A 26074-nucleotide genomic window follows, 5' to 3' on the forward strand; every position below is an offset into this window, starting at 1 on the left:
CCGCCGCGCGCCGCGCCAACCGGGTGAACCCTCGGTAACGGTCGGAACCGATCATCGGTGGTGTGCGTCATCCAGGTGTGAGTCAGACACAGCGCGTGGTCTGGTTGTCGAAGGCCGCCTACTGGGCATGGGGTGTGGCAGCGGTGGCGACCGTGGCCGCCGGATGGCACATCTGGGGGATCACGGACACGCCGGAGCGCCCGTTCTTCTGGGTGATCACCGTCCTGGACCTGCTGGTCGCGGTCACGGCACTGGGAGTTGGGCTGCAGTGGCCGCGGTACGCGGTGTTCGACGCCGAAGGGATCGTGCTGCACAGAAAGCGGATCCGGTACGAGGCGATCACCGAACTGCGGCTCGGTGACGTGTCCGCCAAGCCGTTCTGGCTGGCGGCCTGGCTCCCGACGTCCCTGCTGGGCGGGTTGATCGTCGCGCTGATCCCGGCCGACACGTTCGACCGGCAGGTCGTCGAGATCGGCACCGAGAACCGGCGCGCCCGGCTGCGTTGGCGCGGCAATGTCCCGCATGACGACTTCGTCGCGGCCGTCCGGGAGAGCCGGCCCGACCTGGAGATCACCTACGGGGTCGACCGGAGGACCGTCGCGGTCGACTTCACACCGAGGCTGTCCATCGGCGGCGGGCTGCTCGTGGCCGGGCTGGCCGCGTGGGTGCTGTTCGCCGGCGTGCTCAGTGTCCAGCTGTTCGACCGGTCCACTGTGGATGGCCCGTACCCGTCCGCGGCCACCTCCAACGTGCTGCGTTCGGTCACCGCGGATCTCAAGGGGTACGCGCCGCTGCCCGGTGTCCCGGCCGAGTACAAGGAATGGCGTTGTGACAGGAACAACTACGCGTTCCTCGGCCCGTCGCCGGATGTGATCGACCTGCACATGAAGCTGGTCGCCGAAGACATGCCGCGGGCCATGGCGGACGCGTACGAAGCGAAGCTCCGCAGCGACACCGGCATGGCGTCCTTCGACTACCTGCACCGCATCGATGACCCGGTCACCGACGTGGAGATCGACATTCCCGAGGTCAAAGGCCTGTACGTGGAGATCTCCACCGGCTGCGTGAGCCGGGCGGACCTCGGGCCGCTGCGCGACGACCTGACGAAGATGGCCGCCGCGCTCGGTGCCGCCGGCTAACGCGAGGGCTCGACCAGCCGGGGACCGGTGCCGTCCTCGCTGACGAGGTGACACGCCACCAAAGAGCCGTTCGAGCCGACCGGGCGCAGCGGCGGAACGTCCGTGCGGCAGCGGTCTTCGGCGACCGGGCAACGGGTGTGGAACCGGCAGCCGCTCGGTGGCCGGACCGGGCTGGGGACGTCGCCGCCCAGGATGATCCGGGCCCGTTTGCGCTGCACAGGCGGGTCGGGGATGGGCGCGGCGGACAGCAGTGCCTGGGTGTACGGGTGGCGTGGGGCGGCGAACAGCGAGGCTCGGTCGGACACTTCCACCAGCCGGCCGAGGTACATGACCGCGATCCGCTGGGCGAGGAACTCGACGGCGGCGAGGTCGTGCGTGATGAACAGGCACGCGAACCGCAGTTCGGCCTGTAGGCGGGCGATGAGATTCAGCACCGACGCCTGCACCGAGACGTCCAGGGCCGACGTGGGTTCGTCGGCGACGAGCAGCGCGGGACCGGCCGACAGCGCCCTGGCCAGGCTCACTCGTTGGCGTTGCCCACCGGACAGTTCGTGCGGGTAGCGGGTGCCCACTTCGGGGCGCAGGCCGACCTGGTCCAACAGTTCGCTGAGCCGGTCCCGGCGGGTGGCCGCGGTGCCGATGTGGTGCAGGCGCAACGGTTCGGTGACGATGTCGGCGACCGACATCCTGGGGTTCAACGAGGACGACGGGTCCTGGAAGACGATGTTGAAGAACCGCCGCATCCGGCGGACCTGCCGGCGCCGCATCGGCCCGATGTCCACGCCGCCGACGAGCACCTGGCCCGCGGTGACGGTCTCCAGCCGGACCGCGCAGCGGCCGAGGGTGGTCTTGCCGCTGCCGGACTCGCCGACCAGGCCGAGCACCTCGCCGGGGACCAGGGTGAGACTGACCCCGTCGACCGCGCGCACCGCCTGCGGTCCGCTGCCGAAGTGTTTGACCAGGTCAACCAGTTCCAGTACGGGCGCCGCTGAGTCCAGTTCGCTCATCAACCCTCCCTCCCAGGGGATACCAGCACGCCACGGGATGCCCGACTGGGCCAGGAGCCAGCGTCGGCCTGCTCGCGCGGCAACGTTCCTGAACATGGCCGCACCGGTCGGCGAACGTGCACACGTCCTCCGCCGACCGCAACACGGGCACCAGCCCGGGGATCTCCCGAAGCCCGCCGTCGGCGCGCCGGGCCGGGTTGGGGACCGCGTCGAGCAGGCCGCGGGTGTACGGGTGCGACGGTGTCGCGAACAGACTGTCTACTTTGGACTCTTCAATGATCCGGCCGGCGTACATCACCACCACCCGGTCGGCGATGTCGGCCACCACACCGAGGTCGTGCGTGATCAGCAGCACCGCCGTGCCGGTTTCGGCGCTCAACGTCCGCAGCAGGTCCAGGATGTCGGCCTGGATGGTCACGTCCAACGCCGTGGTCGGCTCGTCGGCGACGAGCAGCGTCGGCCGGCACGCCAACGCCATCGCGATCATCACCCGTTGCCGCATACCGCCGGACAGCTGGTGCGGGTACTCCCGCAGCCGTCGGTGCGGCTCCGGGATGCCGACCTGCTCGAACAGTTCCAGCGCCCGCTTCCGGGCCCCGGCGCGGGCCATCCGCTGGTGCCGGTAGAGTACCTCACGGATCTGCCTGCCCACGGTCATGACCGGGTTGAGCGAGGTCATCGGCTCCTGGAAGACGTACGCGATCTCCTTGCCGCGCACCGAACTCAGCCGGTTCTCCGACAGGCCGAGCAGCTCCCGGCCGGTCAGCCGGACCGAGCCCCGCACCTCGGCGTTGGCCGGCAGCAGACCGGTCAGCGCCATCGCGGTCACCGACTTGCCACACCCCGATTCTCCCACCAGGGCAAGGACTTCACGCTCGGCCACGGTGAACGACGCGGTGTCCACGGCGAGGACCGGGCCGTCCTCGGTGCGGAACCGGACGGTGAGACCGTCGACGGACATCAGTGGTGTCATCGGCGTTCCTTGGGGTCCAGGGCGTCCCGCAGGCCGTCGCCGAGCAGGTTCAACGCCAGCGTCAGCACCACGATCACCAGCCCGGGGAACACCGCCATCCACGGACCGTCGTGGTAGAACTGCTGGGCGTTGGCGAGCATCACGCCGAGTGACGGCGTCGGCGGCCGGACTCCGAGGCCGAGGAACGACAACACCGCCTCGCCGATCACCGCCATCGGCACGTACACGGTCGCCTGCACCAGAATGGCGTTCACCGCGTTGGGCAGGATGTGCCGGCGCAGCACGGTGAAGTCGCCGGCGCCGTTGGCGAACGCCGCGCCCACGTAGTCCAGTCCGCGTAATCGCAGGGTCTCCCCCCTGGTCACCCGGATCATCCCGGGGATCTGCGCGACCCCGATCGCGACCACCGCGGTCAGCAGCGACGGGCCGAGGATCGCGGCCAGCCCGACCGCGAGGATCAGGAACGGGAACGCCAGCAACAGGTCGGTGAACCGGGACACGATCGGGTCGAGCCAGCCGTAGAACCCGGCGAGCAGCCCGAACGGCACCCCGATCAGCACGGACAGCACCACCGCCAAAGCGCCGACGATGACCGACACGCGCAGGCCGTAGAGCACCCTGGAGAGCTGGTCACGGCCGAGTTCGTCGGTGCCCAGCCAGTGCGCCAGGGACGGCGCCTGCGGCGATGGCGCGGTGAAATCCGGTGCGTCGTAAGCGAAAGGCGCGATCAGCGGCGCGAACACCGCGGCCGCCACCGCGACCAGGACCACGCCGAGCCCGACCACGGCCAACGGGTTGCGCAACACCCGACGCAGCACCCGCCGGCGCATCGGCGGGTTGATGACCAGGACTTCGGTCACAGCGCGGCACCCCCGATCCGGATCCGCGGGTCGATCACCGAGTACAGCAGGTCGACCAGCAGGTTCAGCACGATGTACGCGGTCGCCGTGATCAGCACGACGCCCTGGATCAGCGGGTAGTCCCGGGTGAACACCGCGTCCAGGGTCAGCCGGCCGAAGCCGGGCAGCACGAAGATGGACTCGGTGACCACCGCGCCGGAGATCAGAATCCCCAGCTGCAGGCCGACGATCGTGGTGACCACGATCAGGCTGTTGCGCAACGCGTGCCCGAAGACGACCTGGCGTCGGGACAGGCCCTTGGCGCGGGCGGTCCGGACGAAGTCGGCGGTCAGCGACTCCAGCATGGCCGACCGGGTCTGCCGCATGATCACCGCGGCGATCGCCGAGCCGAGCACGATCGCCGGCATGACCATGTGCCGCAGGTTGTCCGCCGGGTCGTCGAAGAACGGCACGAACCCGGACGCCGGCAGCACCCCGAGGGAGATCGCGAAGAAGAGAATGCCCATCTGGCCGAACCAGAAGTTCGGAATGGACAGTCCGAGCAGCGCCACCGAGTTCGCCGCCCACTCCAGCGGGCCGCGCCTGCGTACGGCCGCGACCACACCAGCGATCAGTCCGATGAGGATGGCGACGAGCATGGCCAGCAGTGCCAGCTCCACCGTGATGGGCAACGCGTGCGCCACGGTGTCGGTGACCGGCAGCCCGGTGCGCACGGACGTGCCCAGGTCGCCGGTGAACACTTTGCCGATGTACCGGCCGAACTGCACCGGCAGCGGCTGGTCGAACCCGTACTGGTGGCGGACCTCGGCGATGGCCGCCGGGTCCGCCTCCTCGCCGGCGAGCGTCCTGGCCGGGTCGCCCGGCAGCGCGCGGATGCCGAAGAACACCACCACGATCGCGAGGAACAGGGTGATGAGCGACTCGACCAGGCGGCGAACCAGGTAGCGACCCATTACTGGACGAAGCCCGCGGTGTCGAACCGCATGATGAAGTCGGCGTACATCTTGACCCCGCCGACCTTGTCGCTGAGCCCGATCAGGTTCTTCGCCCGGTACAGGTAGATCAACGGCGAGTCCTGTTGGATCTTCGCGATGACCTTGCCGTAGAGCTCCCGGCGCGCGGCCACGTCCTGGGTCGCCCGCGCGTCGTTCAGCCACTGGTCGACCTGGGGGTTGGAGTAGCCGGCGATGTTCTGCGAGCCCTTGGTCTGCACGAACGTGGTGATGTTGCCGTCCGCGTCGATCCGGCCGGACCAGCCGATCCGGAACATCTGGTACTTGCCGGCGTCGGTCAGGTCGAGCGAGCTGGCGAACTCGGTCGGCTCAAGCTGCACGTCGAACCCGCCGTCGGCGGCCATCGACTTGATCGCCTCGCCGACCCGCCGGTTGTCCGAGTCGTTCACCACGACCAGGCTGATCTTCACCGGGGTGGGCACGCCCGCGTCGGCAAGCAAGCGCTTGGCCGCCGCCGGATCGTGCTTCGGGCACGCCTGCGCCGCGTCCGACGAAAGCTGCGCGGCCGGGCTGATCGGGCCGCACGCCGGGCTGTACACGCCACGGAAGACCGTCTTGGTGATCGCCTCCCGGTCGATGCTCATCGCGAACGCCTGACGGATCCGCGCGTCGGTCGCCATCGGGCTGACGACGGGCGCGGCGAGCGTGCCGGGGGTCTGGCCGACCCCGTTCGCGTTGCCCACGTTGACCGTGATGCCCTGGTAGCCCAGGGACTCGGTGCTGAGCAGGCGCAGGTTCGGGATGGACTTGAGCTCCTCGACGTTGATCGGGCTGACGTTGAACTGGATGTCGATGTCGCCGGAGCGGAGGTTGTTGAAACTGGTGGTGGGGTCGGCGACGGTCTTGTAGACGATCTTGTCCAGCTTGACGTTCGCCGCGTTGTAGTAGTTCGGGTCCTTGACCACCTCGGTGCGGTCCTGGGCGACCCGGGTGGCGAACTTGAACGGCCCGATGCACACCGGCGCGGTGCCGAAGTCCGGGGTCTTGGCCAGGGCGGCCGGTGACATGATCATCCCGGCCCGGTCGGCGAGCTGCGACACCAACGGCGAGAACGGCTGGGACAGGTGCAGGGCGACGGTGGCCGGGTCGACCACGGTGACGTCGGTGAGCGGGCCGAGTTCGCTCTTGCGCTGCGACCCGGTGAGGGTGCGGTGCCGGTCGAGCGAGGTCTTCACCGCGGCGGCGTCCATCACCGTGCCGTCGGCGAACTTCAGGCCGGTGCGCAGCTTGATCGTCACGGTCTTGCCGTCCGGGGAAACGTCCGGCAGCGCGGCGGCCAGTTGCGGGACCAGGGTGAGCTTCTCGTCGGCCTCGTACAGCTTCTCGCAGATGGCCTGGAAGACCTCGCGGCCGACCAGGGTGCGGGACAGGGACGGGTCGAGCTTGTCGGGTTCGCCGTTGAGGGCGACCCGTAATGTGCCGCCCGACCTGATCGGGCGGGTGTCGGTGCTGGGCTGCTGTGGGGGCGCTTGCCCGTTGTTGATCGTGCCACAGCCGGTGAGCAGGGTGAAGGCGATCGCGGTGATCAGAACGCGTGACGCTGTCATGGCGCCTCCCAGGGGAATCGGCCCACCATACTGCATACAATCGATGGTCGACAGACCCGTGAGTAGGCCCGGTGGCCACCCGTTATTCACACAGATCGTCGCTTGTGGTGGGACCGGTCCCACTCCTAAGGTCGGCTCAGCCGGGTGAGGGGTGATCATCGTGGACACTGACACAGCCGTCGATCAGCCTGAGTTACGCCGCAACGCGATTGGCCTGCGCGAGATGCTGTTCCAGAGCGTCACCGCGATGGCGCCCGGCGCGGCGATCGCCGCGTCGATCCCATCCGGAGCCGCGTTCGCCGGCGGCGCGCTGCCGCTGTCGGTGCTCGTCGCGCTCGTCGCGTGCCTGTTCGCCGCTCTGTCCATTGCGGAGCTTGCCCGGCATCTGCCCGGCGCGGGATCCGTGGCCACGTACACGACCCGAGGACTGCACCCGACCTTGGGCTTCCTGGTGGCGTGGGGATACGTGTTCGTCGAAGCGCTGGTGCCGACCCTGCTGTTCATCCAGTTGGGGTACACCGTGGCCGACACGCTGCACGCCGAGTGGAACTCCTACCCGGACAGCCTGTGGTGGCCATGGGCGTTGCTGGGCTCGGTGATCATCACCGTCGTCGGGTATCGCGGCGTGCGCTCGTCCGCGCGGCTGGGCACGATCCTCGGCGCGTTCGAGATCATCGTTTTCGTTGCCCTCGCGGTGATGCTGATCGTCAAGGCCGGCGGCGCGAACACCCTGTCCGTCTTCACCACGGCGCACACACCGGACGCCTATCCGGGGATCACCGGGGTGATCGCCGGCTCGGTGTACACGGTGTTGGCGTTCGGCGGGTTCGAGGCCGCCGCACCGCTCGCCGAGGAGGCGAAGCTGCCGCGGCAGACGGTCCGGCGGGCGGTCGTCGGCGCCACCATCGGCATCGGCCTGATCTACATCCTCACCACGTACGCGGCGGCCGTGTTCGTCGGACCGGACAACTTCTCCGCGTTCGGCATCGAAGGCCCACAGTCGTGGGCGGGCATCTCGCGGGCGTCGTTCGGCCTGTTCTGGATCCTGGTGTTCCTGGCCGTGGTGAACTCGGCGATCGCCAACGCCAACGCCGGCGCCAACGTCTCCACCCGCACCGCGTTCGCGCTGGCCCGCGTCGGCGTCTTCCCGCGCGCGCTCCGCCACGTACATTCGTCGTTCCGCTCGCCCACCACGGCGATCTGGACCCAGTTCGTGATCACGCTCGTGACCTTGCCGCTCGCGTTCGTGTTCACCGTCAGAGACGCCTTCTACCTCCTGGCGACCATCGTCGTCGTGGTCATCGCGTCGGTGTACATCGTGGTCAACGCGGCGTGCGTCGGCTTCTTCGCCCGGGTCCGGCGGGACGAGTTCAACTGGCTGCGCCACCTGGTGCTGCCGCTGCTGGGGATGGCCGCGTTCGTGCCGGCCCTGCTGACCGCGGCGGGCATCCCGGTGTTCTCGTTCGTCACCCCGCTGACCCCGCCGGTGTCGTACGCGGGGATCATCGTCGGCGTGTGGATGCTGCTCGGCATCGCCTACCTGGTGTATCTGTGGACACGTCACCGGCAACGCGTGATCGACACCGGGCTCGTGGAGGAGCGACTATGACCGACGTGCTGACTGTCCGTCCCTCGTTCGACCAGTATGTCTGGACGTTCGGCGGCGCGGCCCCGTTGGCACGGATCAAACCCGGCACAGTCCTGGACGTCTTCACCGAGGACTGCTTCGCCGGCCGGGTCCGTTCGGAACGCGACCTGGTGTCCGAGGTCTGCGAGTTCCCCTTCCTCAACCCCCAAACCGGTCCCTTCTACATCGAAGGCGCCGAACCAGGCGACACGGTGGCGGTGCACTTCGTCTCGATCGAACCGGCCCGAGACTGGGCCGCGTCCACCACAGTGCCCCTGTTCGGCGCCTTGACCTCCACCCACACCACCGCGACCCTGCAACCCCCACTGCCGGAACGGGTCTGGATCTGGGCCCTCGACCGGGCGCGCCGCACCTGCACGTTCACCGCCCGCGACAACGACATAACCGTCGAACTGCCCATGGACCCCATGCACGGCACAGTCGGCGTGGCGCCGCCCAACCTGGAGGTCCGGTCAGCCCTGGTCCCCGACCTGCACGGCGGCAACATGGACACCCCGGAGATGCGCGCGGGCGTCACCTGCTACCTCGGCGTCAACGTGGCAGGCGCCCTGCTGAGCTTCGGCGACGGCCACGCCCGCCAAGGCGAAGGAGAAACCTGCGGCGTAGCAGTGGAAACAGCGATGAACACCATCGTCATAGTGGACCTGATCAAAGGCCGCGCAACCCCATGGCCCCGAATCGAGTCGGACACCCACATCATGTCCGTGGGCTCCGCGCGACCACTTGAGGACGCGTTCCGGATCGCCCAGCTCGATCTCGTCCAGTGGGTCGCCGCCGGCCGTGGTCTGTCCGAAATGGACGCCTATCAACTGCTGTCCCAGGCGGTCGAGTCACCGTTGGCGAACGTCTGCGACACGAACTACTCCTCGGTGGCCAAGGTCCGCAAGGCATGGCTGCCGCCGGCCACCTCGGACGACTCCGTCCACGCCCGGTTGCGCGCCCAGGCTGCGGAGTACCGCGCCTCGTAGTTGTCCAGCAGCACGGACTTCACGCGTTCCACGAACAGGTGGACCGGTTCCTGGTCCTCGAACGGCTCGGTCCGGTCGGCGAGCGTGGCGTACCAGTCGGCACAGGAGGCGCTGAAGTCGTCCGGGCCCACGATGGACACCGCCTGGAAGCACGCGGAACCCAGGACCGCCAGGATGTTCTCCACGTTGTCGCACAGCCGCGCGCAGCGCCGGGCCGCGTTCAGGCCCATGCTGACCACGTCCTGGTTGCCGCCGTTGGAGGGAATGGACTTGATCGACGCGGGGACGGCGATGTCGAGGTTCTCCGACGCGATGCTCGTCGCGAGATACTGCGCACCCATCAGGCCGCAGCCGAGGCCGCTGTCCCCGCGGACCAGGAAGTCCGGCAGGTCCCCGTTCAGGTGTGGCGAGAGGATCCGGTCGACCTGCCGCTCGGCCAGCACCCCGATCTCGGCCAGCGCGACCGCCAGGTAGTCGGCGGCCATCGCGATGTACTGACCGTGGAAGTTGCCGCCGTGGAACGACTCTTCGGCGGTCTGGAAGATGAGCGGGTTGTCGTTGCACGAGTTCAGCTCCCGCTCGACGACGTCCCGGCAGAAGTCGAACGTGTCCAGCACCGGGCCGAGGATCTGCGGGATGCACCGCAACGTGTACGCGTTCTGGATCATCACGCCGGTGTCGACGACATCCTGGGCGTCACCCCGGCGGTCCGCCATCGCGGCCATCAGGTCGACGTGCCGGGTGACCCGCTTGCTGCCCTGGAGCAGGCTCCGGAGCACCGCCGCCACGGCAATCTGCCCGTGATGGCCTTTGAGTTCGTGGCCACGCTCGTCGAACGCCCGGGTCGAGCCGCCGAGGACCTGGACGAGCACGGCGGACAGGGAGATCGCGATGTCGAGCAGGCGGTAGCCGCGCATCAGCGACATGGCGGCGACACCGGTCATCGCCGACGTGCCGTTGACGAGTGCCAAGCCCTCCTTGTATCCGAGGCGGACGGGCGCGAGGCCACGGCCGGCGAGCGCGCTCGCGCCGTCGGTCCGGACGCCGTCGACGATGGCCTCGCCGGCCCCGCACAGCACGAGGGCGAGGTGACTCAGCGGGGCCAGGTCGCCGCTCGCGCCGAGCGACCCCTGCTGCGGGATCAGCGGGTGGATCCCCTGGTTGAGCAGGTCCGTCAGGAGGACGACCGTGGCCGGGCTCACCCCCGAGTATCCCTTGAGGAAGCAGTTGAGCCTGGCCAGCATGATCGCCCGGGTGACGTCCTCGGCGAAGAAGCCACCGGCGCCGGCCGCGTGCCCGCGCAGCAGGTTCACCTGTAACGTCTCGGCGAACCGCGGCGGCACAGCCATGTGCACGGTCTCGCCGAATCCGGTGTTCACGCCGTACATCGGGTAGCCGCGAGCGCCCCAGTCCTGAACCCGTTGGTGCGCGGTGTTCACCCGGTCCAGAGCGGCCGGATCGAGTTCGACCGTCGCCCGGCCGATCGCGACGTGCTCGACATCCAGAACAGACAGGTCGTTCCCCGAAAGCAGAACCATGGTGCCGAAGTCCCCTCTTCAGGCGCGGTAGCGCACTACCGTGCGATGTTTCGTTCGAGCGGTTGCCGCATGCGGCGGAAGGCAGGGTTGAGCCAGATGATCACGGTGACGATCGTGAACAGGCCGGTGGCCGCGAACAGCGCGGACTGGGTGCTGACCGACTGGAGCGCGTAACCGGCGACCAGCGTGCCGAGCGGGCTGGCCGCGAACGACAGCGACCTGCCGATGCCGATGACCCGGCCGCGTAGCTCGTCCGGCACGCGTTCGTGCACGGTCGTGAAGATGAGCGGGTTGATCGGGCCGGAGACGAGTCCGGAGCAGAAGAAGGCGATCGCGGCGGTGAGGAGGGTCGGCGCGACGCTCAGGCCGCCGATGCTCAGTGTCAGCGCCAGGAAGGACAGCAGGAAGGTCGGCCGCCGCGGCAGGCGTGGCGCCAGGACGGCGAACAGCAGTGCGCCGATCAGCCCGCCGAGCGCGTTGGCCCCGAACAACAGCCCGAGGTCGACCGCGCTCTGGTAGGTGCGCGACACGTGCACCGGAAGGACCACACCGAAGAGCGGGCCTTCGATGAAGTTGACCAGGATGAGGCTGAGGGTGATGGCGAGGATCAGCTTGTCCCGCACGGTGTAGGCGAACCCGCCGGCCAGTTCGCCCAGGTACGACCGCAGCGACACGCCGGCCTTGACTCGGCCGCGGGCGGGTGTCGAGGCCATGAGCGCCGCGGACAGCAGGAAACTGCCAGCGTCGATCCAGAGGGCGTTGGCCGGGCCCACCAGGGCGATCATGACGCCGGCCGAGGGTGAGCCGACCACCGACGACAACCGGACCACCATGGACCATCCGGAGTTGACCCGGTCGAGGCGCGCACCGGCGGCCGAGGCGAGGTCGGGCAGCAGGCTGATCCGGGCTGTCCCGCCCAGGGAGTCGCTGAACCCGCGGACCGCCGCGAGCGCGACGACCAGCCAGAGCGGGATGCCCGTCAGGAGGTACACGGCCGGAATGGCGGCCGTGGCGACGCCGCTCAGCAGGTCCGCGACGACGCTCATCGTCCGGTGCCCCAAGCGGTCCACAACCGGGCCGCCGACCACGCCGGCCAGCACCATGGCCGTGACGCCGGCGAAGCCGACGAGCCCGGTCGACGCCGGACTGCCGGTGGTGGCGAGGACGAACCACGGCAACGCGACGAAGCTGACGGCGCTGCCCGTCAGGGAAAGACCATTCGCGACGAACAGTGTCAGGAGCGGTCGGACTGAACGCGTGGCCATGTCACGCGGTCAGTCGTTTGTCGGCGGCCTGGATGAGCCGGCCGCACAGGTCGCCGACGTCCTTGACGTTCTGGCCGACGAACATGGTGGCGTGCTCCCTCGCCGACCGATGGACGGTGACGGGTCCGTCCGCGAGCGCCTGCCACTGCGCCAGATAGTCCGGGAAGGACGTGCCGGAGATCTGGGACGGCCGTTGTTCGGAACTGTCAAGGCATTCGTCGCTGGCGATGAGCTGGATCGAGCCCGGGTACGGCCTTGCCTCGTAGTTCCGGTACCCGACGAGCATCGCCGCGGCAGCGTGCAACGCGGGCACGGTCTCCGGGCTCACGCTGGACTTGGCCCAGCCCATCTCGTCGAGCCAGCGGTCCAGGTCGGCCCGAGCGCCGGCCCGGTCCACACCACCGCCGAGAACCAGGCTCATCAACGCCGCCCCCCGGCGCAGCAACGCGATGTGTCGGTGATCCTTCGCCATCTGCGCCTGATCGCCGGGCAGCGACGGCTCGACGAGCAGCAACGGGTCGACCACTTCGCCCGCGACACCGAGTTGGCGCGCCATCTCGTAGGCGATGACACCCCCGAAGGACCAGCCGAGCAGCGCGTACGGCCCGTCGGGCTGCCAGGTACGCATCTCCGAGACGTAGTGGGCGGCCATGTCCTCGATGCTGTCGTGCGGCCGGTGGCCGCGCGCCATCCCGGCCGGCTGGAACGCGAGAACCGGCTGGTCGGCGTCGGTCGCCTGGCACAGGCCGAGATACCACGCGACGCTGCCGCCACTGGGATGCACACAGAACAGGGGCCGCCGGGACCCGTCCGGCTTGAGACGCACCAGCGACGTGAACTGTCCGGGCCGGTCGGCGGGCCCGGTGGCACCGCCGTCCCGTTGCCTGTCCGCCAACGCGATGGCAAGGGCCACGACGGTCGGCCGTTCGTAGATGTCGGCCGGTTCGATGTGCAGCCCGGCGTCCGCCGCGAACCTGGCCGCCTGGATCGTCGCCAGCGAGTGGCCGCCGAGGTCAAAGAAGTTGTCGTGGATGCCGATGTGGTCGATGTGGAGGGTGCGGGTGATGATCTCGCAGAGTTGGGCTTCGGTGGGGGTGCGTGGTGGCTGGTAGGTGTGTGGTTCGGTGCGTTGGGTGGTGGGTGCGGGCAGGAGCCGTCGGTCGACTTTGCCGCCGGGGCTGAGGGGGAGGGTGGTGAGGTGGGTGTAGCTGGTGGGGATCATGTACGGGGGCAGGGTTTGGGCGAGGTGTTGGCGTAGTTCGGTGGTGGTGGGTGGTTCGTGGTCGGGAACGAGGTAGGCGGCCAACTGCTTGTCGTCGTTGTGGTGGTGGACGGTGACGATGGTTTCGGTGATGTGGGGGTGGGTGAGGAGGTGGGCTTCGATTTCGCCGAGTTCGATGCGGTGGCCGCGGATTTTGACTTGGTGGTCGGTGCGGCCGAGGAATTCGAGGTTGCCGTTGGGGTGGAGTCGGGTGAGGTCGCCGGTGCGGTAGAGGCGTGCGCCTGGTTGGTGTGAGTGTGGGTCGGGGAGGAATTTTTCGGCGGTGTGGTGGGGGCGGTTGAGGTAGCCGCGGGTGACGCCGTCGCCGCCGATGTAGAGTTCGCCGATCACCCCAGTGGGTACGGGTTGTAGGTGTTGGTCGAGGACGTACATTTGGGTGTTGGCGATGGGTTTGCCGATCGAGACGGGTCGGTTGGTGTCCTGGTCTTCGGGGATCAGGTAAGTCGAGCAGCCGACGACTGTCTCGGTAGGACCGTATTCGTCGATGATGCGCGCGTTCGGCGCTATGTTTCGCCACGCGAGCACGGTTTCTGCCTTGACTTCATCCGCGCCGACGACGTAGGTCCGTACGGAATCCAGCCGCGTGTGCTCTGGTAGGAGGGCTCGTAGTGCGTCGAGGTGGGAGGGGGTGATTTTGAGGAGGCTGAAGTCGTGGGGTTGTTGGAGGAGGTTGGCGAGGTGTTGGAGGGTTTTGTCGTGGGGGAGGAAGGTGACGTCTCGGCCGCCGAGGAGGGGGAGGAAGAGGTTGGGGATGCTGAGGTCGAAGGCGATGGAGCCGAGCATGGCGGCGCCTTGTTCGCCGGTGAGGCCGTAGCCGGTGGTGGCCCAGGTGAGGTAGTTGTTGAGGCCGTGGTGGTCGACCATGACGCCTTTGGGGCGTCCGGTGGAGCCTGAGGTGTAGATGATGTAGACGAGGTTGTCCGGACCGGCCAGCGGTGACGGATTGCTGGTGGGTTGTTCGGTGGGCCAGTCCTCGTCCAGGAAGAACAGCCGAGCTGTTGTTTCGGGCAGCCGGGCCAGGAGATCTCGCTGGGTGAGGATGATGGCGGTTCGGGTGTCGTGGAGCATGAACGCTTGGCGTTCGGCGGGGTGGTCAGGGTCCAACGGTAGGTAGGCGCCGCCTGCTTTGAGGATGGCGAGGAGGCCGATGAGCATTTCGGGGCGGTGTTCGACGCAGATGCCGACGACGGTCTCGGGTCCGACTCCCCATGATCGCAGTTCGTGGGCGAGTTGGTTGGCTCGGGTGTTCAGTTCCCGGTAGGTGAGTCGTTGTTCGCCGAAGACCACCGCGGTGGCGTTGGGTGTGCGGTTGACCTGGTCTTCGAACAACTCGTGGAAACAACGATCCCGCGGGTACGTGGTCACCGGTCCCCGCCCAACGGTCAGGATCTCCCGCCGCTCCACGTCTCCCAGGAGTTCGACTTCGCTGATCCGCACCTCGGGATCCCGCACGACCGCGCCGACCAGATTCAGGAAGTGCCCGGCCAGACGCCCGACTGTCGCCGCGGTGAACAGATCAGCGCTGTACTCGATTTCCGCGCCGAGTGGGCCGTCACCGTGGTCGGTGATGATCAGTGACAGGTCGTACTTCGCCTTCACCGCGTCGCGTGGCACGCGTTCGACACTGAGGTCGGGTACCAGCCGCCGCCAGGTGTCGTCCGGCGTCACGTCGTACTGGAAGAGAACCTGGAAGAGCGGGGTCCGGCTGGGGTCGCGGTCCGGTTGCAGATCCTCCACCAGGCGTTCGAACGGCAGATCCTGGTGCGCCAGCGCCGCCAGCGTCACCTCCCGCGTCCGGCCGAGGAACTCCGCGAACCGCGGGTCACCGGACAGGTTCCCGCGCAGTACCAGGACGTTGAAGAACGGGCCGATCACACCGTCCACCTCGGGCCTGTTCCGCTCGGACACCGGCGTGCCCACCGCGATGTCATCTTGCCCGCTGTAGCGCGACAACAGGGCTACGAAAGCGGCCTGCACGACGACGAAGGGAGTGGCACCGACGTGTCGGCCGAGGTGTTTCAACGCGTCGGCGAGCTCCGCCGGAATCACGAACCGGTGAATGCCGCCGCGTCCCGATCTGCGCGCCGGGCGCGGGGTGTCAGTGGGCAACTCCAACGGCGGCACGCCACGCAGCTGCTCCCGCCAGTACTCGAGAAGCGACGCGCTTCGCTCGCCCTGCAACCAGTTTCGTTGCCACAGACCGTAGTCCGCGTACTGGACGGGCAGTGGCGCGAGGGCGGCCTCCGCTTCCTGGCTGAACGCCCGGTACAGCTCGACGAGTTCCCGCACGAAGATGTCCGTCGACACGTCGTCGACCGCGATGTGGTGAAAGACGATCGGCAACAGGTGGTCGTGCTCGGCGAGGCGGATCAGGGAGCACCTGAGGGGCGGATCGGTGGCCAGGTCGACAGGCGCGTCGATGGTTCGCGCCACCAACTCCTCCGCCGGCCGCTCGGTCCGGTCGTGGACGTCGAGCGGGAACCCCCGGCCGGGTGGCGCGATCACTTGGAGCACTTCGCCGTCGGCGAAAGTGAACGACGTCCGCAGTACCTCGTGCCGGTCGACGAGGGCCGTCAGGGCCTGGCCGAGTGCGTACCGGTCGATCGGGCCGCGCAGCCGCAGCACCACCGGTACGTGGTAGTCGGACACTTTGGACTGTTGGTCCTGGAGCCAGAGCCTGGTCTGCGCATGGGACGCGAGCGGACGGCTGTGCGGGGGCCGGCGCGTGATCGACGGATACGAACTCGGCGTACGCCGCATCAGGCCCGCGATCCCGGCCACCGTCGGGGATTCGAAGAGGTCTCGCACGTCCAGTTCGACGTCGAGCTCCTCGCGGATCCGGCCGACCGCTTTGATGGCGGTCAGCGAGTGGCCGCCGAGGTCGAAGAAGTTGTCGTGGATGCCGATGTGGTCGATGTGGAGGGTGCGGGTGATGATGTCGCAGAGCCGGACCTCGGTGGGGGTGCGCGGTGGCTGGTAGGTGTGTTGGGATTCGTGGCTTTGCCCGGTGGGTGCGGGGAGCAGTCGTCGGTCGACTTTGCCGCCTGGGCTGAGAGGGAGGGTGGCGAGGTAGGTGTAGCTGGTGGGGATCATGTACGAGGGCAGGGTGCGGGTGAGGTGCTGGCGTACTTCGTCGACGGTGGGCGGTGAGTTGGTGGGCACCAGGTACGCGGCCAGTTGTTTGTCGCCGTTGTGTTCGTGGACGGTGACGATGGTTTCGGTGATGTGGGGGTGGGTGAGGAGGTGGGCTTCGATTTCGCCGAGTTCGATGCGGTGGCCGCGGATCTTGACTTGGTTGTCGATACGGCCGAGGAATTCGAGGTTGCCGTCTGGGTGGAGTCGGGCGAGGTCGCCGGTGCGGTAGAGGCGTTCTCCGGGGTGTGTTGGGTAGGGGTTGGGGAGGAACTTTTCGGCGGTGTGGTGGGGGCGGTTGAGGTAGCCGCGGGTGACGCCGTCGCCGCCGATGTAGAGTTCGCCGATCACCCCGATCGGGACCGGTTGCAGGTGTTGGTCCAGGACGTACATCTGGGTGTTGGCAATCGGTTTGCCGATCGAGACCGGACGACTGGTGTCCTGGTCCTCCGGTACGAGGTAGACAGAGCAGCCGACAACTGTCTCGGTAGGACCGTACTCGTCGATGATGCGGGCATTGGGGGCGATGTTTCGCCACGCCACAACGGTTTCGGCTTTCACCTCGTCGGCACCCACGACGTAGGTTCGCACTGAGTCCAGCCGGGTCCCGGTGGGCAGCAGGGCGCGTAGTGCGTCGAGGTGGGAGGGGGTGATTTTGAGGAGGCTGAAGTCGTGGGGTTGTTGGAGGAGGTGTGCGAGGTGTTGGAGGGTTTTGTCGTGGGGGAGGAAGGTGACGTCTCGCCCGCCGAGGAGGGGGAGGAAGAGGTTGGGGATGCTGAGGTCGAAGGCGATGGAGCCGAGCATGGCGGCGCCTTGTTCACCTGTCAGGCCGTAGCCGGTGGTGGCCCAGGTGAGATAGTTGTTGAGGCCGTGGTGGTCGACCATGACGCCTTTGGGGCGTCCGGTGGAGCCTGAGGTGTAGATGATGTAGACGAGGTTGTCCGGACTTGCCAGCGGTGACGGATTGCTGGTGGGCCGGGTGATGATCGTGGGCCAGTCCTGGTCCAGGCGGAACAGTCGGGCTGTTGTCCGGGGTAGTCGTTCGACGAGGTTGTGTTGGGTGAGGATGATCGTGGTTCGGGTGTCGTGGAGCATGAACGCTTGGCGTTCGGCGGGGTGGTCGGGGTCGAGGGGTAGGTAGGCGCCGCCTGCTTTGAGGATGGCCAAGAGGCCGATGAGCATTTCGGGGCGGTGTTCGACGCAGATGCCGACGACGGTCTCGGGTCCGACTCCCCATGATCGCAGTTCGTGGGCGAGTTGGTTGGCTCGGGCGTTCAGTTCCTGATAGGTGACTACCTGTTCACCGAAGACGACCGCTGTCGCGTCGGGTGTGCGATTGACCTGATCTTCGAACAACTCATGGAAACAACGATCCCGCGGGTATTCGGCGACGGGACCATGGCCGGCCGAGATGATCTGTTGCCGCTGCACGTCTCCCAGCAGGTCGATCTCGCTGATCCGTACTTCGGGATCAGTGATGATCGCGCGTAGCAGATTCAGAAAGTGTTCGACAAGGCGTTCAACCGTTCGAATTTCGAACACGTCAGTGTTGTAGCTGAACTGGCCGGACACGCGATCGCGCTCGTCGGTCAGCGAAATAGTGAGATCGAACTTCTCCGTACTGTTGCTCACCGGATACGCGGACGCGACCACACCGGCCAGCTCCCAGGTCTGTGCGACATCCTGGTACAGCTCGAAAAATGCCTGGAAGAGGGGTGTCCGGCCGAGATCGCGCTCCGGTTGCAGATCCTCCACCACACGGTCGAACGGCAGATCTTGATGCGCCAGCGCCGCCAGCGTCACCTCCCGCGTCCGGCCGAGGAACTCCGCGAACCGCGGATCACCGGAGACGTCGCCACGCAGCACGACAGTGTTCATGAACAGCCCGAGCACATTCTCCAGTTCGGGCCGGTTCCGGCTGGACACCAGTGTGCCGACGGCGATGTCCTGCTGCCCGGTGTACCGCGAGAGCAATGCTTGAAACGCTGCCAGAAACGCCATGAAAGGGGTCGCGTCGTACCGTCGGCAGAGCTCACGGAGCGCGTGCGGCAAGGGCGCCGGGATCTCGAACCGGACCTTGCCGCCGCGGCCCGACCGCCGCGCCGGGCGTGGTGTGTCCGTGGGCAGTTCCAGCGGCTGTACGCCACGCAGTTGCCCGCGCCAGTACTCCAGTTCCCGATCAGCGGGCTCTTGCTCCTCGGTCGCCCAGACCGCGTAGTCGCCGTACTGCACGGGCAGGTCGTCGAGAACTGGGCGCCGGCCTGCCACAACGGTGTTGTAGCAGGCGCACAGGTCACGGACGAACAACGCGGCCGACCAGCCGTCGAGCAGGATGTGCTGGACGACCGTCAGCAGCACGTGATCGTCCGGCGCCACCCGGATCACGGCCGCGCGGAGCAGCGGATCACGGTCGAGCCGGAACGGTTTCGCCGCGATCCGGTCGGCCAGCTCGGCCGTCCGGCGCTCCACCGCCGCGCGTGGCAGGTGGGCGAGATCGTGGAAGTCCATGTCGATTTCCGACTTCTCGGCGAACACTTGAACGGGTTCGCCGGCAACCGACATGATCCGCGCCCGAAGTATTTCGTGGTGGTCGCAGATCTCGTTCAGTGCGGCGGAGAACGCGCTACGGTTGAACGGGCCTGTTATCCGCACGCCCAGCGGAATGTTGTATTCCGGACTTTCCGGATGGAGTTCGGTGTGGAACCAGATCCTGCGCTGCGCCTCGGTCAGCGGAACGCGCACATGATCCGGCCGTTTGCCGATGGCGGCCGGCGCGTCGACTCCGGACGCGAGGATCTGATCCAGAAGTGCGCGCCGGGGTTCGGAAAGATCGGGAACGATGTCGGCCACCCGTACACCTCCTAGGTACTCGGCGGCATGAGGTGTTCCGCCGGCACGCAATGCTCGGGTCGATCTTGTGCCTTGTCGACAGTGTTCTTCAGACGGGTTCTTCAATGGCTGTGCGAGGACGCTCCGGTGAACTGCGGTTGGCGTCTACTTGCGACGGTCGAACCCTCCCCAGGTGAGGGGTTGACGCTCCGATCACCCTACAGTAGATTGCATACCGAGGGCAAGAATCTGCCAATTGATGTTCGATCAAGCGAAACGCTTTCGATCACGGTCATTGGTACCAAGGGGGACGTCGGTTCTGGATCTTGCGTGATTCCCCATGTTCGATGTGAGGACTGGGATTGGCGATGGCTGACACCACACCGGCGGCTGGTCCGTTGGAGGCTTCACTTCTGCGTATCTGTTCGGAACATCTGGACCTGGACGGCATTCACCCGTCGGACGATCTGTTCGAGCTGGGGGCCGACTCGCTGACCGCCATCCGCATCACCACCGCGGTGCGCGCCCAGCACGGCCCGGACCTTCCCGGCGACCTGGTCTTCCGGTTTCCCACTGTCGCCAAGCTGTTCGCCTACCTCGGCGCGAACGGCGGCACCGCCACCAGTCCCGAGCCGGTCGCCGCACGTCGTTCGTCGGCCGTACCACTGACGTACTCCCAGGAACGGATGTGGCTGCTGCACGAGCTGGCGGGCGATCAGGTCGCCGGAAACGTCGTGGTCCGCTTCGACGTGACCGGCCGCTTCGACTTCGACGCGCTCCGGTCGGCCTTCGAGACGCTGGCGCGGCGGCATGACGTGTTGCGGATGACCTTCCACGAGAAGGACTCCACGGTGACCGGCGTCGTCGGACAGGCGGATGTCCCGGTGCGGATGTGGGCCGGCGAGGAGCGCGTGCGTGAGCTCGTCAGCGCCGGTGCCACCAGTCGTTACGACCTCTCGGCGGCCCCGCCGTGGTCGGTGTCGGTGATCCGTCGCGGCCCGGCCGACCATGTCATTCTGCTGAACTACCACCAGATTCTGCTGGACGCGTGGGGCCTGGAGGTCCTGCTGGCGGAACTGGGTGAGTGTTACTCCGGTCGTTCGCCGGACCTGTCGCCGGTGCGCCGGGGGATCGCCGACGTGGCAAGGGAATGGCGGGAGTGGACGGACACGCCGGTGGCGGGGGAACGGCTGGATCACTGGTTGCGTTCGTTGGCCGGTGCGCCGGAGCGGCTCGATTTCGCCACCGCCCGGCGACGACCGGGCATCCGGGACGGTCGCGGCCGGGCCGAGACGTTCGAGGTGGACGACGATCTCACCGCGCGGCTCCGGCTGGCCGCGAGGCAGCGCGGCCACACCGTGTTTCCCTTGCTGCTCACCGGGTTCGCGCAGATGCTGCACAGCTACACCGGCACCGGTGACCTGGTCATCGGGGTGCCGTTCGCGAACCGGCTGCGGCCGGGCAGCGAGCGGGTGGTCGGTTGCCTGGTGAACATGCTTCCGGTGCGTGTCCGCGTGCCCGTCGGGTCGAGCGGCGCGGATGTGCTGGACGCGGTTCTCCAGGCCATGCTCGCGGCCCACGCCGACCAGGAGATCGCCCTGGAGACGATCGTCGAGCACCTGCGTCCGAACCGGACGGTCGAGCACGCGCCCGTCTTCCAGGTGTCGTTCGGTTTCGAACCGCCGGCGTTGACCCGGCTGCGGCTGGCCGGGGCGAGCGTGGCCGGGTCGTTCGTGCCCACCGGGAGAGCCAGGTTCGACCTGGCGATGATGCTGACGCCGGCGTCGGGAGGTTACGAGGGATGCGCCGAGTACGCGACGGATCTGTTGGACCAGGCGACCGTCCGGGAGATGATCGCCGCATGGCGGACGGCCGTCCACAGTCTGCTGAACGGCCTCTGAACGGGCCGAGCCCGGAGGGGTTGTTCCTGGCCCAGGCGGCGGGTTTCCCGCACCGGACGGCGGTGACCGACGGCGAACTCCAGTACACGTACCAGGAACTTGAGCAATGGTCCTGGCGTCTGGCCCAGGCTTTGGGCCGGTCGCCGTCGTGGCGGCCGGCGCCGGTCGCCGTACTGACCCGGTCGGCGATCCGGGGAGTGGTCGCGATGCTGGCGATCCTCCGGGCCGGCGGGACGTTCGTGGTCCTGGACGAGGACTCGCCCGCCGCCCGTCTGGTGGAGCAACTCGACGACATCTCGCCCGCGCTGGTCCTCCACGAGACGTCGGCGGAGGTGCGGAACACGGTCCTGGAGTGGTGCCGATCCGCCGGGGCGATCGCGCTGTCGTTCGACGCGTGCGACGAAGCACGTCCCAGCCAGGACACCAGGGTGCCGACGCCCTCGTCGCAGCCGGCTTACATCGCGTACACGTCGGGCTCGACCGGGCGGCCCAAGGGGATCGTCATGCCACGGCCCGCGTTGGCACAGTTCCTGACCGCCTGGACGAACAGAATCGGGATCGAGCCAGGTGACCGCGTGGCGCAGTGGGCGCCGCAGTCCTACGACGCGGCATACGCCGAGATCTTCGGCGCCCTTGCCGTGGGTGCGACGCTTTGCTGCCCGGGTCCGCACGATCGCCGCGACGCGGCGGGCGTCCGGGAGTGGCTCGACGAGTCCGGCGTCACCGTGTTCCAGACAGTCCCCAGCTTCCTGGCCGAACTCGTCGAAGCCGGGCGGCCCGGCGGGCGGTCCGATCTACGTCTGCTGCTGGTCGCGGGCGAGGCGCTGGCCACCGCGCTGGCGTCCGAATGCCGCCGTCAGTGGCCTCAGGTCCGGCTGTTCAATCTGTACGGTCCGTCGGAGTCGATCCTCGCGACCGTCATGCCCGTGGACGATTCCCCCGCGGGGGACTCGGTTCCGGTCGGCACCGCGCTCGACAGGCGAACGTTGACCGTGCTCGACGACGACGGTGTCCCTTGTCCCGCTGGGACGGTGGGGGAGATCTTCATCGGGAGTGAGCACTTGGCGCTCGGGTACTGGCGACGTCCGGCCGAGACGGCCGCGGCCTTCCTGCCCGATCCGGCCGGGCGGGGTCGTCGTCGTTACCGCACCGGCGACCTCGGGCGGATCCGCGCGGACGGGGTCCTGGAGTTCACCGGCCGCCGGGACCTGCAGGTCAAGATCCGCGGCAGGCGCGCCGAGCTCACCGAGGTCGAGGCGGCGATCCGTCGGTACCCGGGGGTCGCCGACGCCGCCGTGACCGCGGTCACCACGGGCGCCGTGGTGACCGGCCTGGCCGCGCACGTCGTGCCGGCCCGAACCGGTGCCCGGCCGGACATGCTCCAGTTGCGGCACTTTCTGGCCGGCACACTGCCGGGCCACCTGGTGCCCACCGCGTTCTCGGCACTGGCCTCGTTGCCGAGGACCAGGAACGGCAAGGTGGACAGGTCCGCACTGGCCAGGATCCAGTCGCCCGCGGTCGGTGACGGTTCGCCGCAGCCGCCGCGATCGGACGCCGAACGACAGGTCGCGGCCGTGTTCGCCGAGATCCTCGGCGTCGACGAGGTCGGCTCGCGGAGCAACTTCTTCGTTCTGGGCGGCCATTCGCTGTCGGCCGCGCGGGTCGCGAGCCGGCTGCGGACCAGGCTGGGTGTCAAGGTCACCGTGCGTACCGTGCTGGAGTTTCCGACGGTGGCCGAACTCGCCGCGCGGCTGGAGTCGCCGGAGGAACCGGCGGTGGGGACTGTCCGCCCGGCACCGGCGACACGCAGGCCGCTGTCGTTCGAACAGCAACGGCTCTGGTTTCTTTCCGAGCTGTACCCGGACAGTACGGCGTACAACATGGTGCTCGCCCTACGCGTCCACGGCAGCCTTGAGCTTTCCGCGCTGGACGACGCGTTCGCGTTGCTTGTGCGGCGCCACGAGGTGCTGCGGATGAGGGTCGAAGTCGTCGACGGGGAGCCGTGGTCGGCGAACGACACGCAACCGGTCCTGCATCACGTCAACCGCCGTGACGTGCCGTTCGGGCAGCGGGAATCCGTGCTCGTACGGCTGGCGGCAGACGAGGCGTCCGTGCCGTTTCGTCTCGCCACCGGCCCGGTCATGCGGGCCCGTGTCGTTCAGTTCGCGGACGACGACCATGCCCTGGTATTCGTGGTTCACCACATCGCGGTGGATGCCGAGTCGTTCCAGATCCTCCGGCGTGAGCTCAGCGAACTGTACGAAGCGTGCCGGAGTCGCCGCGCCGCCCGGATCCCGGACCTGACCGAGCAGTACGCGGACTATGCCTCCTGGCAACGGGAAGCGCTGCCGGAAGCCCTAGCGACCGAGCAGTTGGCTTACTGGCGTGGGCAGCTCGCGGGACTGCTGGCGCTCGAACTGCCCATGGCACGGCCGCGTCCGCACGAGCCGGCCGGTCCAGGGGCCAGCCACAGGTTCGTGCTTCCCAGCGACCTGACGGACCGACTGCGGGTGGTCGGGATCACGGCGGGGACGACGTTGTTCGTGACGTTGCTGACGGCGTACGTGACCGTCCTTTCGCGATACAGCGGCCAGTCCGACATCACGGTCGGCGTACCCGTCTCGCGGCGGCACCGGCCCGCGGACGAGGACCTGATCGGCTGTTACGTGAACACCCTCGTGTTCCGCGCGGACTTGAGCGGTGATCCCGGTTTCCTGGATCTGCTGGCCCGGACGCGGCGGGTGGCCCTCGATGCCTACGGACATCAGGACCTGCCGCTGGACAAGCTCGTCGAGCACCTGGCACCGGAGCGGGACGTCCGGCGCAACCCGTTGTTCCAGACCATGTTCGAGGTGAGGAGCGCCCAGGACGAGCACGCCCGGCTCGGTGACCTGCCGGCCGAACGCGTGCCCGTCGACCTACCTGTGTCCATTGTGGACCTGTCGGTGACGCTGACCGACGCGGGGCCGGACGGGATGCGTGGCGTGGTCCACTACCGGGCGGATCTCCTGGACCGGCCGGTGGTCGAGTCCTTCGCCCGCCACTACGTGACCCTGCTGGGCGGCCTGGCGGACGACGCGGCACGGCCGGTGAGCCGGCTCCGCCTGCTCGACCCGGACGAGCGGATCGCCCTCGCGACCGAGGCCACCTGGCCGGAGCCGGTCACGCCTCCGCTGGGCCGCCTGCACGAGCTGTTCGAGGCGCAGGTCGCACGGACACCAGACGCTCCTGCTGTCGTGCACGGCTCCGAACGGCTGACCTACCAGGAGCTGGACAGCCGGGCCGACATGCTCGCGAGTCACCTTCGTGCGCTCGGAACCGGGCCGGAGCGGCCCGTCGGTCTCCTCTTGGAGCGCGGGATCCAGCTGGTGACCGGCATGCTGGGCATCCTCAAGGCCGGCGGCGGTTACGTCCCACTGGATCTCGGCGACCCCGCGAGCCGCTTGGCCGGCATCGTCGCGGACTCGGACATCCGGCTCGTGGTGACGCAGGACGATCTGGCCGACCGCGTCCCGGGTGTCGCCACGCTCACCGTTCCCGTCGACGGCTGGACCGGCGAGCCGGCCCGCCCGGCGGCGGGCACCATGGCGTATCTGATCAGCACGTCCGGCTCGACCGGGCGACCCAAGGCGGTCGTCGTCGACCACGACTCGATCACCCGGTTCGTCGCCGGCACCGTCGACTTCTTCGGCATCACGCCCGCGGACAGGGTCTACCAGTTCGCGACGACGACGTTCGACACACACGCCGAGGAGATCCATCCCGCGTTGTGCGGTGGGGCGTGCCTGATCATGCGCGGCCCGGACGCGGCGCTCTCGGTCCGGCAACTGCTGGACGACGTCGCGTTCCACCGGGTCACGGTGCTGAACCTGCCGACCGCCTACTGGCACGAGCTGTGCTCCTGGCTGGAACACGAACGACAACGTCTGCCGGCGAGCGTCCGGCTGGTGGTGATCGGTGGCGAGAGCGCGTTGCCGCACGCGCTCGCGGTGTGGCGTCGGCTGGCCGGTTCGACGGTCCGCCTGCTGAACACGTACGGCCCCACGGAGGCGACGGTCGCGACGGTCGCGGCTGACCTCACCGAGGACGACAGCCGGACGGTGCCCATCGGACGTCCTTTGCCCGGTGTGGTCGCACGGGTGTTGGACGGCGACATGGAGCCGGTCCCAGCCGGCCTGTTCGGCGAGCTGTATCTCGGTGGCCGGTGTCTTGCCCGTGGCTACCTCGGTCAGCCGGCCGCGACGGCGCGGAACTTCGTCCCGGATCCGTTCGCGCCGGGGCGCCTGTTCCGCACCGGCGACGTCGCCCGGCGCCGGGCCGACGGCTTGCTGGAACTGCGGGGACGAACCGACACCCAGGTGAAGATCCGTGGTTACCGGGCCGAGCTTGGCGAGATCGAGAACGCCCTGCGTGGCCACCCCGGAATAGGTGACGCCGTGGTCGGCGTCGCCGGGTCGTCCCTCGTCGCGTATGTCGTCGCCGCCCCGGACACGTCCTTGAACGCCGACGAACTCCGGGTGTTCCTCGCCGACCGGCTCCCGCGCTACATGCTGCCCGCGGACTTCGTCGCTCTGCCCCGGCTGCCGCTGACACCGCACGGCAAAGTGGATCGACACCGGCTGGCGGGCCTCGGCGGGGACCGGCTGGCCCGTCCCGGGGCACGCGTCGCACCGCGGTCGCCGGTGGAGGCCGCGGTCGCCGAGGTGTGGGGCCAGGTGCTGGGGCGCGACGACTTCGGCGTCGAGGACAACCTGTTCGACCTCGGCGCCCACTCGCTGATGCTGATGAAGGTGGCCGCCCGGATCCGGCGGCGATTCGGTGTGGACATCCCCGTGCGGACCTATTTCGAGCGGCAGACGGTCGCCGCGCTCACCCCGTACGTCGTGGACGCGGTGGCCGCCAAAGTGGCGCGGTTGCCCGACGCGGAGGTACGACGCCTGTTGACCGGCCGATCCCCGGAGTGAGGACCTGA

13 protein-coding genes are annotated in these 26074 nt (G+C 68.3%); 5 read left to right on the plus strand and 8 right to left on the minus strand.

Going from position 1 to position 26074, the window contains the following annotated elements:
• The first annotated feature begins 77 nt into the window (after nucleotides 1–77).
• Nucleotides 78–1139, plus strand: a complete 1062-nt coding sequence (locus tag EV192_RS33665) for a hypothetical protein (RefSeq protein ID WP_132122636.1) — start codon at nucleotides 78–80, stop codon at nucleotides 1137–1139.
• On the opposite strand, the gene EV192_RS33670 is transcribed toward EV192_RS33665, so the two are convergent.
• Genes EV192_RS33670 through EV192_RS33690 form a run of 5 tightly spaced genes read right to left on the minus strand, consistent with a single transcriptional unit; the run spans nucleotide 1136 to nucleotide 6539 of the window.
• A complete protein-coding gene (locus EV192_RS33670; protein ID WP_132122637.1) occupies nucleotides 1136–2146 on the minus strand; it encodes an ABC transporter ATP-binding protein in 1011 nt (336 codons plus the stop codon). The genes EV192_RS33665 and EV192_RS33670 overlap by 4 nt on opposite strands.
• Entirely contained in the window at nucleotides 2103–3119 is a 1017-nt protein-coding gene (locus EV192_RS33675) for an ABC transporter ATP-binding protein (RefSeq protein ID WP_132122638.1), read from the minus strand. The genes EV192_RS33670 and EV192_RS33675 overlap by 44 nt, the downstream gene beginning before the upstream one ends.
• On the minus strand, nucleotides 3116–3979 hold the full coding sequence (locus EV192_RS33680; protein WP_243727242.1) for an ABC transporter permease: 864 nt from the start codon (nucleotides 3977–3979) through the stop codon (nucleotides 3116–3118). The genes EV192_RS33675 and EV192_RS33680 overlap by 4 nt, the downstream gene beginning before the upstream one ends.
• The gene (locus EV192_RS33685; RefSeq protein ID WP_132122639.1) at nucleotides 3976–4932 is read right to left on the minus strand and encodes an ABC transporter permease; all 957 of its coding nucleotides are present in this window, start codon (nucleotides 4930–4932) and stop codon (nucleotides 3976–3978) included. Before EV192_RS33685 ends, EV192_RS33680 begins: the two co-directional genes overlap by 4 nt.
• On the minus strand, nucleotides 4932–6539 hold the full coding sequence (locus EV192_RS33690; RefSeq protein ID WP_165960762.1) for an ABC transporter substrate-binding protein: 1608 nt from the start codon (nucleotides 6537–6539) through the stop codon (nucleotides 4932–4934). Before EV192_RS33690 ends, EV192_RS33685 begins: the two co-directional genes overlap by 1 nt.
• A 160-nt stretch (nucleotides 6540–6699) precedes the next feature.
• Here EV192_RS33690 and EV192_RS33695 point away from each other — a divergent pair, with 160 nt between their 5' ends.
• Together EV192_RS33695 and EV192_RS33700 are read left to right on the plus strand one after the other, a co-directional pair.
• Nucleotides 6700–8148 carry an APC family permease gene (locus EV192_RS33695; RefSeq protein WP_207926351.1) on the plus strand — a complete coding sequence of 483 codons (1449 nt, stop codon included), beginning with the start codon at nucleotides 6700–6702 and terminating at the stop codon, nucleotides 8146–8148.
• The gene (locus tag EV192_RS33700; RefSeq protein ID WP_132122641.1) at nucleotides 8145–9155 is read left to right on the plus strand and encodes an acetamidase/formamidase family protein; all 1011 of its coding nucleotides are present in this window, start codon (nucleotides 8145–8147) and stop codon (nucleotides 9153–9155) included. Before EV192_RS33695 ends, EV192_RS33700 begins: the two co-directional genes overlap by 4 nt.
• Here the strand turns inward: EV192_RS33700 and cmdF are convergent.
• Genes cmdF through EV192_RS33715 form a run of 3 tightly spaced genes read right to left on the minus strand, consistent with a single transcriptional unit; the run spans nucleotide 9047 to nucleotide 19222 of the window.
• Nucleotides 9047–10693, minus strand: a complete 1647-nt coding sequence (gene cmdF, locus EV192_RS33705; protein WP_132122642.1) for a tyrosine 2,3-aminomutase — start codon at nucleotides 10691–10693, stop codon at nucleotides 9047–9049. The genes EV192_RS33700 and cmdF overlap by 109 nt on opposite strands.
• A 35-nt stretch (nucleotides 10694–10728) precedes the next feature.
• Nucleotides 10729–11958: an MFS transporter gene (locus tag EV192_RS33710; protein ID WP_132122643.1), complete on the minus strand. Its 1230-nt coding sequence runs from the start codon at nucleotides 11956–11958 to the stop codon at nucleotides 10729–10731.
• Nucleotide 11959: 1 nt separating this feature from the next.
• On the minus strand, nucleotides 11960–19222 hold the full coding sequence (locus EV192_RS33715; protein WP_165960763.1) for an amino acid adenylation domain-containing protein: 7263 nt from the start codon (nucleotides 19220–19222) through the stop codon (nucleotides 11960–11962).
• A 347-nt stretch (nucleotides 19223–19569) separates the two neighbouring features.
• On the opposite strand from EV192_RS33715, the gene EV192_RS33720 reads away from it, so the two are divergent.
• Complete coding sequence (locus tag EV192_RS33720; RefSeq protein WP_132122645.1) at nucleotides 19570–21102, plus strand: condensation domain-containing protein; 1533 nt, start codon at nucleotides 19570–19572, stop codon at nucleotides 21100–21102.
• A complete protein-coding gene (locus tag EV192_RS33725; RefSeq protein WP_165960764.1) occupies nucleotides 21063–26066 on the plus strand; it encodes a non-ribosomal peptide synthetase in 5004 nt (1667 codons plus the stop codon). Before EV192_RS33720 ends, EV192_RS33725 begins: the two co-directional genes overlap by 40 nt.
• Nucleotides 26067–26074: the final 8 nt, after the last annotated feature.

Source organism: Actinocrispum wychmicini, assembly GCF_004345645.1.
GTDB classification, from domain to species: Bacteria; Actinomycetota; Actinomycetes; order Mycobacteriales; family Pseudonocardiaceae; genus Kibdelosporangium; species Kibdelosporangium wychmicini.